This window comes from Pseudomonas baltica (assembly GCF_031880315.1).
Taxonomy (GTDB): domain Bacteria; phylum Pseudomonadota; class Gammaproteobacteria; order Pseudomonadales; family Pseudomonadaceae; genus Aquipseudomonas.
Genome location: NZ_CP134771.1, coordinates 4232099 through 4245494, shown reverse-complemented (window position 1 = coordinate 4245494; position 13396 = coordinate 4232099). Strand labels below are relative to the sequence as shown.

Genomic DNA, 13396 nt, shown 5'->3' with positions numbered 1-13396 from the left:
ATGCATTTTTTCCGCAGCAAGCACCTTGCAGCGGCTATTTCCCTCATTACGGGCGCACCTCTCCCGCGCCAGAAAGCAACTGTCGACGTGCCATCCACAGGTTCGACAGGGCGAACAACGTCACCATCTGAGCAGTGTTTTTCACCAAGCCTCGGAAGCGCACTTTCGTATAACCAAACTGACGCTTGATCACCCGAAATGGATGCTCAACCTTGGAGCGAACCTGAGCCTTGGCTCTCTCGATCTTGCGTATTGCTTTGTACAACACGCTGCGTTTTCCGTGCTTCTTGTAGGTGCTGCGCCGGGCTGCAACCTGCCAGATGACTTGGCGTCCAGCATGCTCTTTGCGCTTCTCGACACCGGTATAGCCTGCATCGGCGCAGACCACGTTCTCAGAACCGTGTAGCAGTTTGTCGACTTGGGTCACGTCCGCCACGTTGGCCGCAGTGACCACCACGCTGTGCACCAGCCCCGAGTCATCGTCGACACCAATGTGCGCTTTGGCGCCGAAGTAATACTGGTTGCCCTTCTTCGTTTGGTGCATTTCCGGGTCGCGTTTACTGTCCTTGTTCTTTGTCGAAGTGGGCGCATGAATCAGCGTGGCATCGACGATGGTGCCTTGTCGCAGTGACAGGCCACGCTCGCCCAGATAGCCATTGATCACGCCGAGAATGCCAGTGGCCAACTCGTGTTTTTCCAGCAGGCGACGGAAGTTGAGAATGGTGGTTTCGTCCGGGATTCGCTCCAGGCTCAGGCCGGAAAACTGGCGCAAGATCGTCGTCTCGTACAGCGCCTCTTCCATCGCCGGATCACTGTAACCAAACCAGTTCTGCATGAGATGAACCCGCAGCATCGCCATCAACGGATACGCCGGACGACCGCCTTCGCCCTTCGGGTAATGGGGTTCGATCAGAGCGATCAAACCCTTCCAGGGCACGACCCGATCCATCTCGATCAGGAACAATTCCTTACGGGTCTGCTTGCGCTTACCGGCGTACTCGGCGTCGGCGAAGGTCATTTGCTTCATCATCGAAAAGCTCGGCGATTGGTGTCCGGGGATTCTGCCAAATCAGGAAGTCTTTTTCAGAATTTCCTTAGACAAGAGCAATCTTTACCATCAGGTGTTCGGAGCGATTTTAACGGAAAAATCCCTGAGCACCAAAAGCCTTGAAGCCGTGTTTCAAAAGTATTTTGAAAGCACCCCAATAAGGGATTATGGCCCAATATGTACTGCGATGTCAGAGGGTCATCTTTTCGATATATTAGCCAAGATGAACACGTCATAGTTGACCCGCGCGCCGCCGCAGCTTATGCCATCTCAGATCCCGGAATTGAGAATTACAACCCACCACTAATTGAATTAGCATACGAGCTAATATCTATCCTCCGAGTCCTACCACTTATTGACTTTGCCCCGCACGCCTATTTTCACGGGGTAAGCGGCAGAGCCAAAAAATACGTTTCATTCCCCACGTTACTAAGGGGCTGATGAACACTAATCGAATATGGGCTTTGGCTTCACAAATGATCACGGAATAACTTATGAAATTTATTGTTCTGCCAGTTGGTGCCTCTAGACCTCTACAGGGAAAGAACACTATTTATCTTACAAAAGATAACTGGAACGATTACTCGTTTGTAACCATGTTTTCAATGAGCATTCATGATGAAGCCGGAGTTCTTTATGATATAGGTCGCACCAAGATAGGCTTTTCAGGGCAGACTATAAGCATTGCTACGTATGAAAAGCTCCCTGAATCTTTTGAGTGGTTACCTGACGGCTTCTTCTCATTGGGCCAGGGTGTAGAATTCTACAAAACGATGAGAAGACTAGAGTCAAATTTTCGCTCAGCGGTATTAAGGTCACTGAGAGACATCGTTTTTATGCCGGAAATCATAGAGCACATCAAGGGTGAAAGTGTATTTAGCACCTCGTTACTGAGGAATTACAGTCTCTCTGTTGTGAAAGGGCAATTTGCACGTGTATTAATCGGAAAAGCAGAACTTACCGACTATCGATTTAGTTACGACAGACCAGAAACTGATGACTTGGGACCAATTTCGATTGATGTCGAGGTCGCAGTGGATTCAACCCCAAACACTAATATACACGCAGTGATTGGTCGAAATGGCGTTGGGAAAACCACCCTTCTTAATGGGATGATCGATGCCATCACTAATAAATCCTCGATTGGTGGTTTTCGCGGCCAGTGGGGGCAGCCGATAGGGTCTGATTATTTTAGTAGCCTGGTATCTGTCTCGTTCAGCGCATTTGACCCATTTGACCCACCGAGCGAACAACCTGACCCAGCAAAAGGTGCGTGCTACTTCTATATAGGATTGAAAGACGCCGTAGAGCCAGGAAGGCTTCGCACCACTCCAGAACTGAGAGTAGACTGCGTAAAGGCGCTAATCTCATGCTTCCAACACTCGGCCAAAACTTCGAGATGGCTGAGCGCCATAGAGAAGCTTGGGTCGGATGAAAACTTTTCGTTCATGAAGTTAGAGCAATTGGTATCTGTTTATCTGGGCGTCCGGGACAGCATGTCCACCTCAGAGCAATCGGATTCCGAATCCTTCAAACAAGCATACTTGGAAAAAGCACTCCCATACCTGTCAAAAATGAGTTCTGGACATTCGATTGTCTTGCTTACTATAACTAGACTGGTAGCCACAGTTGAGGAACAGACACTGGTTCTACTTGATGAACCGGAAAGCCACCTACACCCTCCACTGCTTGCCGCTTTTATACGTGCGCTTTCTGATCTATTACACGATCAAAATGGTATCGCTCTCATAGCGACTCATTCACCTGTCGTGCTTCAAGAGATACCCAAGTGCTGCGCTTGGATAATCCACAGGATAGGTAAAGATGTTATAACTAGCCGCCCTAAAATTGAGACATTTGCAGAGAACGTGGGTGTATTGACATCCGAAGTTTTCAATTTAGAAGTTGCTCAGTCAGGATTCCATGACCTGTTAGCAAAATCTGTTGCATCAGGGGGAACCTATGACGAGATATTGAAAAAATACAAAGGGCAGTTAGGGTTTGAAGGTAAAGCACTTTTACGTGCTTTTGTAACGACCCGAGATAAAAGGTCGCAGAAATGATGCGCCTATCCGAACCCAGTTATACATTTGAACAGGTTATTGAGGCATGCATATCAGGAATAACTGGCAACGCTGCACTGAAGAGTAACGTGGGAGATGCGAAGGAGAATCTGATCGGTGCTGGAGCCCACTATTCAACAAGCTCTCGAAATGGCGCACTCTATCTTCTACAGCCTATAGACTGTAATGTCACACAGAACCCATTGGTTTTGGGCGCTCTGATGAAGTCAGATCTTATAAAACTTTATGAAACATATTTTGTTCCAGAAGAGAAGCCAGCAAGAGAGATTTATGACAAAATACTAAATGCAGCAATGGAGAGCTGCCCTTTTTGTGGAGGAATAGGAACCCCTAGAAACCTAGATCACTTTCTACCAAAGTCGCATTTTCCTCAGTTTTCAGTATTACCCGTAAACTTAGTCCCATCATGCCGTGACTGCAATATGGATGGCAAGTCTGCTGCATTTGCTAACCAAGCACAAAACCAAATTATTCAGCCATACTTAGACAACGATAGATTTTTTCTTGCACAATGGATTTTTGCTTCGTATGCAGATAGCGCATATGGCACTCCTGGCGAGTTCAATTATTATGCGCAGCCTCCTGCTGACTGGAGCGCCACAGATAAAGAGCGCGTCATTAAACATTTTGAGGACTTTAACTTATCTCATCGCTACGGAGTTAAGGCGGCTCAGCTACTAGGCACCGTTATCGCTCAATTAGATTCGCTGAGGCGCATCGGTCTGAGTAAAGAATTAATCTGCGAAACGATCCTTGATCCAGGTGTGGCGCAGGCTCAGTTTCCAAACCATTGGCAGCGTGGGTTTTATCAGGCTCTCAAAGTCAGCTTGCTAGGCGGAGCGGTTTAATCAGGACAGGCTAGCGCCGTCAATCATGACAAGGCGCTTATACTTTAATACTGAAATCATATGCTTCAATGACTCGTGCATAGCCTCGCCCTGCAACGTGCCTACCGTTGTCGCTTAACTTCTAAGTTATGCGACAAACGACACTGCTGGTAAATCAAACGATAGTTGTGTCGCATAACTCTGTCGCAAATTGTGATACACTCGCGACATAACCTGCGACGGATTCAATATGGGAAATGAGCATCTAATTGGCTACGCAAGGGTGTCGACTCAAGGTCAAAACCTGGAACAGCAGCGAGAGCGTATGCTAGCGCTAGGCTGCACTCGAATTTTTGAAGAGAAAATCAGCGGTGCGAAAAGAGATAGGCCTGAGCTTCTCCGGTTGTTAGACCATCTGCGGGAAGGCGATGTGGTTGCCGTCATCCGTCTGGATCGTCTAGCCCGGTCCACTTCCGACCTTCTCCAGATCGCTGAGCTGTTGCGGGCTAAAGGCGCGGGACTGCGTTCCGAAGCTGAACCTTGGGCAGACACTACATCCCCAGCTGGCCGGTTGATTTTGACTGTATTTGCAGGAATTGCTGATTTTGAGCGCTCGCTTATTTCTGAGCGGACAAGCTCAGGACGGTCGGCAGCGAAGGCTCGTGGGGTCAAATTTGGACCGAAGCCTGTTCTAACACCTTCGCAAATTGCGCACGCCAGTGTATTGGTCAACTGGTCCCGGACACTGAATTGATTTTTTCCTCAGCGACCGCAGGCGCTAGCCCTTCGTTGAACTGATGCGGTCGCCGCCAGTTGTATCGCTCCATCAGGAATCGGCCGATATCCTGTTGCGCTAGCGCGGCGCTCATGTAGCCCACCGTCGGTATCCATTCTGTTTTCAGACTGCGAAACAACCGCTCCATCGGCGCGTTATCGTGGCAGTTGCCGCGCCGACTCATGCTCTGTGTGAAGCGGTATCGCCATAGTCTTTGGCGGAAACTTCGGCTGCCATATTGGCTGCCCTGGTCGCTATGAAACAGTACGTTTTGCGGCCTGCCACGCTGCTCGTAAGCCATGTCCAGTGCCTTGATTACCAGGTCGGCGTCGGGCTTGGGTGAGAACGCCCAACCCACAACACGGCGGGCACAAAGGTCGATGACAGCTGCTAGATAGTGCCATCGACCTTCGGCCCAAACGTACGTGATGTCACCGCACCAGACCTTGTTTGGGGATGCGACGGTGAATCCTCGATCAAGCACGTTCGGAATATCAGGTCGCTCCAAGGTCGCCTTTTTATAGGCATGCGAACCGGGCTGTTTGCTAATCAGGTTCATCTCGCGCATCAACTCGCGCACCTTGAATCGCCCGATCTGCATGCCGTCCTCTTTCATCATCAGCATGATGCTCCGGCTGCCCGCAGCGCTTCGGCTTTGCGTAAACAGTTCGTTCACGCGGCTGCGCAAAACCACCCGTTCGGCATCTGGATACCGGCGTTTTCGGCAGTACGCGTATTAGCAAGATCGGGTTACTTCAAATACCGAGCACAACAGATCAATCGGCTCTTGAGCCCGCAATTGATCGATTAACGCGAACGCTCGTGTTCCTCGGCCATCAAGAGCGCGGTGGCCTTTTTTAAAATCGATTTCTCTCGTTCCAGGCGGTTGATTCGGGCTTCCAGTTCCTGGATTTTCTGCTGCTCGGGTGTCAGCGCTTTGCTTGTCGGTGTGGCACCGGCTCGTTCCTGCTGGAGCTGGTTGACCCACCGGCGCAAGGCCGACTCTACCAACCCAAGCGACTGGGCTGCATCAGCGTGGCTGTAGCCCTGGTCAAGCACCAAGCTGGCAGCTTCGCGCTTGAATTCTGGGGTGAAGGTACGTCGTTGTCTGCTCATCGAACACCTCTGTGTGGCGATCATTTTCGCCTAAAAAGGTGTCCGGGGTTAGTAGACCACTACAGTTGACCACTACAGTCCGTCCTCTATGGACATATTTGAAATCACTCCAACCCCCTGGATTTCCTAGGTTTCCTTCTTTACCACCTTTGGGCTCCCCCCATAAAGGTTCGAGTCCTACTGGGCCCACCACCTTCAAAGCCGCGCACTGCGCAGCTTTTTGTTTTTTGCGGTACGGCTAGGACCAGTTCAGGCCTTCTGCATTTTTGAACAGCGTCCACAATACCTCCATGCCGCCTAATCCGGTCCCGCTTGGGTCAGCGCATCCAAGGGCAGCGTATCGGCGCCGATCTGGATATCCAACCCGGGCCATTCGACCGTCCAGCCAGCATCGCCGAGGGCCACCCCCTCGAAGGCGTTCTGCTTGGTCAGCGGTTTGAGACCCGGATAGGTCTCCAAGTCTTCGCTCATATCCAATGAGAATTGCTGGCCACCGATAAAGGTCAACTTAAGGGTCGCACCTGGAAGAGCCTGCACAGCCAGCAAGCGAGGGCGTTTCATCGATCCCATTTCCACCTTGTAATAGATTGGCCTGGTTGGCCGTGATCCAAGTCAAAGCCTGTTGCGCAGCCTTGACCGGGGTATGTCTTGGGTAATTGCTACATTCTCCAATCCATAGCCGCGACCAATCAAGATGCTCACTCAAGCCGCTCAGCAGCCGCCGTCACCAGCGCCTGAACAGCCTTTATCTGATGCACCACCGAACGCGCCAGCGGTCGAAACTCTGGCGAACTGTTATCGGCAACTTCATAGGCAGTAGCCGCCGCACAGGCCAAATATTCGGATGCCAAGATAAGCGCATCGGTCACCTTCACATCAGGCTTTACTACGAACAAGCTGAGGTTACCAAGGTTGATATCGAATGCAGAATTTTGGGAGGTGGCTGCTTCAGGCGGGTGGGGCGTGGATCTGATTATCGTGGCGCTCCTGACTTGACTGGGACTGCCACAATCCGCGACTAAACGAATGGGTGGCAGCTGTGCACAGGTTAGTCGACCGGAAAGTCAGGCACCCGGCGCATCCGAAGATGCCCCGTGCACAGCCGCCATAAACGACATTCACGGACAAAACGCTTTCCGAAAATGGTGAGGGGACGCTGTATTCCTGACTATGTCGGGCGACTAAACCCGGTCGTTGTTCGCAACGACGCTCAGGAAGGTAGCGCCGCTGCCGTAGGGCTACAAGCGATTCGGGAGCATACCCGCAATTTTCAGACTCGTCCTACAGGTTCCGTGTGTTTACGTTCAGCTTTGTTCGAATTTCGTTGCATGGACACATCTTTCGCTAGGAAACGCTTTTCCCCTAGCACATCGCACTCCCACACATGATCAATGCCACCGCGCCACCTCAGCGACCTCTTGGAAAAAGGCTGCCTACTGCGCCTACCCGGCGGCAGACGCAGCACCCGTTACCGGCTGGCGCCAGCCTAAGGGTTTTGCACCACCACAGTCTTGTCCTGCAACCGGTAGCCCACCTCGCGCTTGTCCAGCGCGTACTTGGCCAGCACCTTCTCGCAATAACTGGTGCGCGGCAAAAACGCCCCGGCGCCATTGACGAAGCGGCTCATGTCCTCGTTGGTTTCGCAGGATGCCAGCGTGCGGCCCTGCAACTGGCCGGCCGCCTGGGCGGAACGCAGCGCGCCCATGGGCGTCCAGTCGGAGACGATCAGCGCACCGGCAGGCGCCGTGACTTCGTACTGCTCGACAAACTGCTGCGCCGAGCGATCGCGCAGGTAGGGCACCATGAAGTAGTGAATGTCGTTGCGGTACGGTAGCGCCTCGGTATGCACCGGCAACTTGATCAGGCCACCGTCATACAGCACCCAGGCCAACAACAAGGCGGCCGGGCAGGTAAACACCGACAGATTGAGCACGGTCGCACTGGCGCGACGCTCCGGCAGCAATTCCTTCAAGCGCATCACCCCCAGGATCGCGGCAAAGGCAATGCCCGGCAAAAAGAAGGTAAAACGGTCGGTGACGTTATAGGGCACCGCAAAGATGAAGTTCAACAGCACCGCCGCCCAAAGCACGCGCTGGCGACGGTCCTTGGGCATCATCACCAGCCCCAGCAGCTGCGGGCCTATCAGCGACAGGAGGAGGATCATCACCGAGTTTTTCTCGTGCCACATTTCGTCGAAGCGAAACATGCTGCCTTCCCAGTTGACGTCGGCTTTGCTCGCCTCGGCGCCGGTCAGGTAGTGGCGCACGATCTCGATCAGGTTCATGCCCGAGCCGAGATCATGGAGCATGCCCGGATAGGCGCTGAAAAAACCGATGGCAAAGCCCGGCACGGTCATCAGGGTGCGGCCGCGGTACTGCATCAGCAACTGCACGTACAGCGGCAGCAACACAATAAAGGTCAACTGATGAATGCTGCCGGCCATGCCGGTCAGCAGGCCGATGATGCCCAGGCGCGTGTAGTCGCTGACCTTGAGGCGCAGGTCGAACGCCACGCCGTAGGCCAGCAGCACGAAGAGCATGTGAAAGATGTAAACCTCGGCCTTGGTCGAGATCCAGAACACGCCATGGGCGGTCACGGTCACCGCTCCCGCCAGCAAGGCCAGGTTGCGCGACGCTCCCAGGCTGCGGCTCAACCAGAAGATCGACGCCGCCACCGGAATCAGCAACATCGAATTGAGCAGGCTCAGCAACTGCGAGGAGCCGAAAACCTTGTAAAAGACGGTATTGAAAAACTGGTACAGCGGATGATCGAGCGGGCCCAACGATTGGGCGAAATACTGCCCGGTAGTGGCGTCGGCCAGGAACATGCCGTTGTCCATCCACTGGATCGGCCCGCTGGACGCGAGGAAGCTTGCGAGAATCACTGCCGCCAGCAATAACAGGGGCACGGGCCCCGAAAAATACCTGCTCTTATCTGGGACCATCACGGCCTCCTCCAACGATTGATGATCACGATTGCTGCAACTGCGCCGTCGTCTTGAACCTGAACAACATCAATGCCCCGATCGCCACGGCGAACCACAGCGTCGCCAGGCGAATCAGCACCGTGGCCGCCACCGCGTCGGCGCCGCTCATGCCTTTCCACATCAGCAGCGCGACCATCACCGCCTCGGCACCGCCCAGCCCGCCGGGCATGAAACTGATCGCGCCCGCCAGCATCGCCAGGGCATAAACGAACACTGCGAAGGCCAGCGGCACATCGGCGCCCATCCATTGCAGTACCCAATGAAAGGCCACGGCCTCGGCGCTCCAGGCCACTACGCTGAGGCAGGTCACGCCCAGCAGAATGCTCAGGCGATGGCAGCGTTGCGCCTCCAGCAGAATCTCCAGCAGGTGCTGCAACGTGGTCGCCAGCTTGCCCGCGCTCATCGCCAGTAGCGGCTTGACCGACTCCAGCAGCCGACGCTGCGACAACACCGCGAAGCCCACCAGCACCAGGCCCACGCCGACAAAAATCATCGGCCGTGCGTCCGGGTAAAGCGTCAGCCCGAACAGGGTCAACAGCACGACCGCGAACAGGTCCGACAGCCGCTCGCTGAAGAACGCCGCGAAGCTCTTCGGATAGGGCACGCCCCAACTCTTCAGCAACACCCCACGCAGCGCCTCACCGGCCTTGCCCGGCGTGGTGGTGAGCGCGAAGCCCGCCAGATAAATGCGCAGGCTGGGGCGCCAGGGAATCTTGTGGCCCATCACGCCCAGGTAGATCTGCCAGCGACCGAAGCGCAGCAGGTAGTTGATCGACGACATCAGCAGCGCAATGACAATACCGCCGAGCCCGACCTTGCCCACCGCAGCACTCACTGCCGCCCAGCCACCCCACAGCGAGAACGCCAGGTAACCGATCGCCGAGCCGACCACCGAGAGCAGCACCGCCCGATAGCGCCAACCCGACAGGTAGGACGCCTGGGTCATAGCTTGAGCCTCTTGAACACCGGTTGCGGGATGGCGCGGATGATCAGCATGATCAGCGCCCAAAAGCCGGGGGTATACAGGGTCGCAACCTTGCTGGTGATGCCGGCGACGATGCGCTTGGCGACTACGGCCGGGCGTGCCACCAGCAGCGCCGGCAACGGCAGCCCTTGAGTCATCGGCGTGTCGACGAAGCCCGGCTTGATGGTGATCACATGCACGCCGACCTTGTACAGCCGCGCGCGCAGGCCTTCACAGAACGTCGACACCGCCGCCTTGGCGGTACCGTAGAGATAGTTCGAAGGCCGCCCGCGATCGCCCGCCACCGAGGAGATCACCGCCAGGGTGCCGCACCGCTGAGTTTCCAGCTGGTTGGCGATAATGGTCAGCAGCGCAATCACCGATGTTCCATTGTTGGCGAATTCCTGCAGGGCCACTTGCACGTCACGCTCGCAGGCCTGCTGATCGGGCAAAGTGCCGTGGGCGATCAGGGCGATATCGATCTGCCCCAGCGCGGCCATGCAGTCGGCCAGCATCTGCGGATGAGCGCTGTAATCGGTGGCGTCCATCAAATGCTGGTGGATGCTCCCGGCGCCACGCGCGGCCAGGTCGGCGGCGGTCTGCTGGAGCTTGTCGGCACTGCGCGCCACCAGGAAAAACTCGCTGCCCTCGCCAGCCCACAGGCGCGCACACGACGCCGCTATGGCAGAGGTAGCGCCGATGATCAGGACCTTTTTCATAAGATGACTCTCTTCCAGAAACGGGACATCAAAGTGGGGTCGCGCAGCGCTTCGAGGCGCTCCCACGCGGGGTAGGCATGACGAAAATCGCTGCCGCTCATGTGCGCGTCCTTGGCTGGATACAGGCGTCCACCAGCCTGGCGGACGATGGCATCCAGACGCGGAAACAGCTGCTGTTCAAGCGCGTCCGACTGAGGAAAATCCAGCGCCAACGAGGTGCCGGCCATGGGAAACGACAGCAGCCCGGGCGACGGCATATCGCCGCAGCGCTTGAGCACCGCCAGGAACGAGCCCTGCCCCGCTGCCGCGATGGCCGCCAGCAACTCGCCCATGCCATCGCGGGCGTTGGCATCGGGGATGACGCATTGGTACTGCTGAAAACCCTTGCGCCCGTAGATGCGGTTCCAGTTCAGCAGCCGGTCCAGCGGATAGAAGAACGGCTCGTAGGCGCTGCGCCGTTGCGTGCGCTGTTGCGGATGCACGCGCCAGTACAGCGAATTGAACGCGCGCAGCGACAGGTTGTTGATCAGCGACACCGGTGGCGTCAGCGGCACCTGCAGGCGCGAGCGACTACTGACCTCCAAAGACCCGTAACGGGCATGGTCGCCGACGATGAACACACCGCGGCCGGTGTCCTTGCCCTTGGCCAGGCAGTCGATCCAGGCCACGCTGTATTCGTGCGCCTCATCGAGTTCATTGGACAACGCGAAGAACTCGTCGAGGTTGGCGAAGCGCACCACGGTGGTGTCGATCTGGCTGGCCTTGATCGGCATCAACCGCAGCCTGGCCCAGCTCACCAGCCCGGTCAGGCCGAGGCCGCCGAGGGTGGCGGCGAACAACTCGGCGTTCTCCTCCAGCGAACACTGCAGCGGTGCTTCGCCGTGGCGCAGCAGGCCGAAGCTCGCCACGTAATGGGCGAAGGTGCCGCGCCGGTGGTGGTTCTTGCCATGCACGTCGTTGGCGATAGCGCCACCGACGGTGGCGAACTGGGTGCCGGGCGTCACCGGCAAAAACCAGCCGCGCGGGATCGCCAGCGCCAGCAGTTCGGCGAGGGTCATGCCCGCTTCCACCAAGACTTCGCCCTGGTGCCAGTCCGCCTCGATCAGGCGATCGAGGGAGCGCATCTGCAGCACCTCGTTGCTGGATGCCAGGCAGCTGTCGCCATAGCTGCGACCATTGCCGTACGGTAGGGTCATACGGTGCTGGGCCACGACCCGCTCGAGCTGCGCGGGCAGCTCGTCACGCCAACTGACGCTATGGCCCCGTTGCGGCAGCAGCGGGAAACGCCCCCACGAATACAGGTCGGCGCTCATGCTGCGATCCAGAAAACCAGGCACAGCATGGCGCCGATGACCTGACTGATGCGGTCGCGGATGGCGAACACCACCGGGTCGTCGTTCATCAGCCCGCGGTGGGTGAGCATCCATACCCGGGTGATCCAGAACAGCAGCATCGGGCACGCCAGCCAGATCACGTGGGGCAAGGTGTATTGCGCAGCGGTGGTGGTGTCGTGGATGTACAGCGCCAGCACCATCACGGCCAAGTAGCCGGAGGACGCGCCCAGCGAGGCGATCATGTCCAGGTCACCGGGAAAGTAGCCGCGGCCGCGGGTCTGCCCGAGCACATCGCGAGAGCGTGCATCGCGCAGCTCGGCATAGCGTTTGACCAGCGCCAGGCTGAGAAACATGAACATCGAAAACGCCAGAATCCAGAACGTCAGCGGCACGCTGAAGGCAGCGACCCCGGCGAGGATCCGAGCGGTGTAAAGCATGGCCAGGGCGATCACGTCGAAGGTCATCTGCCGCTTGAGGTAGAGCGAGTAGCCCAGCGTCAGCACGTAGTAGGCCGCCAGCACCGCGCTGAATTGCCAGGGCAGCCACAACGCCGCGCCCGTAAACGACATGATCAGCAGCGACGGCACCACAATCAGCCCGGTCTGGATCGACAGTCGGCCGCTGGCGAATGGGCGCTTGCACTTGCTCTTGTGATGACGATCATCGGCCAGGTCGAGCAGGTCGTTGAGCAGGTAGACGCTGGAGGCGCACAGGCCGAAAAACAGAAATGCCAGCACCCCGTTAAGCACTTGATCGGGGCGATTGATCTGATGCGCGGCCAGCAGCGGCACGAAGATCAGCGCGTTTTTCATCCACTGGTGAATGCGCAGGGCCTTGAGCCACACCTTTACCCCGCTCGGATTGGAGCGGATCACTTCTTCGACGTTGCCATAGGCCTTGGCCCGGCTTTCGACCCCGGCCTCGGGGTTGACCACGATGGCCTGGCGCGAGGCCTGCCAGATCGACAGGTCGTCCTGGGAATTGCCCATATAGTCGAAACCGCCTTCGCCATAGCTGGCCACCAGCAGGTCGCGCTTGCGATGCGCGCTGAGGTTGCGCTTGGCGTCGCTGGCGTACACCTCGTCGAACACCCCGAGGTGATCGGCGATACGCTCGGCCAGGCTGTGGTGGCTGGCGGTGGCCAGCACCACCATGCGCCCGGCCGCACGGGCGGCATCGATGCGCTCGAGCACGACCGGGTCGTAAGGCAGCACCGTGACGTCCACGTCGGTGGCCAGAGCCAGTCCTTCCTTGAGTGCCGCTTTGCCTTTGAGCAACCACAGCAGCATGTTGAATACTTGCGTCGGCTGCGAGCGCACGAACGCCATGGCGGTTTCCAGAAGTAAATCCGAACGTAATAAGGTGCCGTCCAGATCGACAACTAACGGCGGCAGCACTTCGATAACTTTTCCATGAACACTGGCCATGTCTATTTACTCCTGCGACTTGCTCGCGACTATAACCAGTATTTTAAAAAAACAACTTCAATTAAATTAATTCAACTGTGCACGCTCGGCGACGGTTTGACGCCAGAAAAGAAAAT

At 56.5% G+C, this 13396-nt stretch carries 10 protein-coding genes and 3 pseudogenes; 4 read left to right on the top strand and 9 right to left on the bottom strand.

The window, feature by feature from the left end:
• Window positions 1–46 precede the first annotated feature (46 nt).
• The gene (locus tag REH34_RS18955; RefSeq protein ID WP_311972103.1) at window positions 47–1027 is read right to left on the bottom strand and encodes an IS5 family transposase; all 981 of its coding nucleotides are present in this window, start codon (window positions 1025–1027) and stop codon (window positions 47–49) included.
• 515 nt (window positions 1028–1542) lie between these two features.
• Between REH34_RS18955 and REH34_RS18950 the strand changes: the two genes are divergently transcribed.
• From REH34_RS18950 to REH34_RS18940, 3 genes are all read left to right on the top strand, one after another.
• Complete coding sequence (locus tag REH34_RS18950; protein ID WP_311968786.1) at window positions 1543–3111, top strand: AAA family ATPase; 1569 nt, start codon at window positions 1543–1545, stop codon at window positions 3109–3111.
• Window positions 3108–3980, top strand: coding sequence for an HNH endonuclease signature motif containing protein (locus REH34_RS18945; protein ID WP_311968785.1), 873 nt, complete (start codon window positions 3108–3110; stop codon window positions 3978–3980). Before REH34_RS18950 ends, REH34_RS18945 begins: the two co-directional genes overlap by 4 nt.
• Before the next feature lie 229 nt (window positions 3981–4209).
• Window positions 4210–4713, top strand: coding sequence for a recombinase family protein (locus REH34_RS18940; RefSeq protein WP_311968784.1), 504 nt, complete (start codon window positions 4210–4212; stop codon window positions 4711–4713).
• Here the strand turns inward: REH34_RS18940 and REH34_RS18935 are convergent.
• From REH34_RS18935 to REH34_RS18925, 3 genes and pseudogenes are all read right to left on the bottom strand, one after another.
• Window positions 4688–5850: pseudogene (locus tag REH34_RS18935) on the bottom strand (IS3 family transposase). The gene REH34_RS18940 and the pseudogene REH34_RS18935 overlap by 26 nt on opposite strands.
• A gap of 300 nt (window positions 5851–6150) precedes the next feature.
• Window positions 6151–6420: pseudogene (locus REH34_RS18930) on the bottom strand (DUF2442 domain-containing protein); the annotation flags it as partial.
• Between the two features lie 128 nt (window positions 6421–6548).
• Complete coding sequence (locus REH34_RS18925; RefSeq protein WP_311968783.1) at window positions 6549–6746, bottom strand: DUF6124 family protein; 198 nt, start codon at window positions 6744–6746, stop codon at window positions 6549–6551.
• 504 nt (window positions 6747–7250) lie between these two features.
• Here REH34_RS18925 and REH34_RS18920 point away from each other — a divergent pair.
• Window positions 7251–7340, top strand: a pseudogene (locus REH34_RS18920) (hypothetical protein); the annotation flags it as partial.
• Here the strand turns inward: REH34_RS18920 and REH34_RS18915 are convergent.
• From REH34_RS18915 to REH34_RS18895, 5 genes are read right to left on the bottom strand one after another with little or no spacing between them, the layout of a single operon-like run.
• Complete coding sequence (locus REH34_RS18915; RefSeq protein ID WP_311968782.1) at window positions 7337–8794, bottom strand: DUF2723 domain-containing protein; 1458 nt, start codon at window positions 8792–8794, stop codon at window positions 7337–7339. The pseudogene REH34_RS18920 and the gene REH34_RS18915 sit on opposite strands and share 4 nt — an antisense overlap.
• Before the next feature lie 25 nt (window positions 8795–8819).
• Window positions 8820–9782: a lysylphosphatidylglycerol synthase transmembrane domain-containing protein gene (locus REH34_RS18910; RefSeq protein ID WP_311968781.1), complete on the bottom strand. Its 963-nt coding sequence runs from the start codon at window positions 9780–9782 to the stop codon at window positions 8820–8822.
• Complete coding sequence (locus tag REH34_RS18905; RefSeq protein ID WP_311968780.1) at window positions 9779–10519, bottom strand: SDR family oxidoreductase; 741 nt, start codon at window positions 10517–10519, stop codon at window positions 9779–9781. Before REH34_RS18905 ends, REH34_RS18910 begins: the two co-directional genes overlap by 4 nt.
• Complete coding sequence (locus tag REH34_RS18900; protein WP_311968779.1) at window positions 10516–11832, bottom strand: FAD-binding oxidoreductase; 1317 nt, start codon at window positions 11830–11832, stop codon at window positions 10516–10518. The genes REH34_RS18905 and REH34_RS18900 overlap by 4 nt, the downstream gene beginning before the upstream one ends.
• Window positions 11829–13280, bottom strand: coding sequence for a UbiA family prenyltransferase (locus REH34_RS18895; protein ID WP_226504388.1), 1452 nt, complete (start codon window positions 13278–13280; stop codon window positions 11829–11831). Before REH34_RS18895 ends, REH34_RS18900 begins: the two co-directional genes overlap by 4 nt.
• Window positions 13281–13396 lie beyond the last annotated feature (116 nt).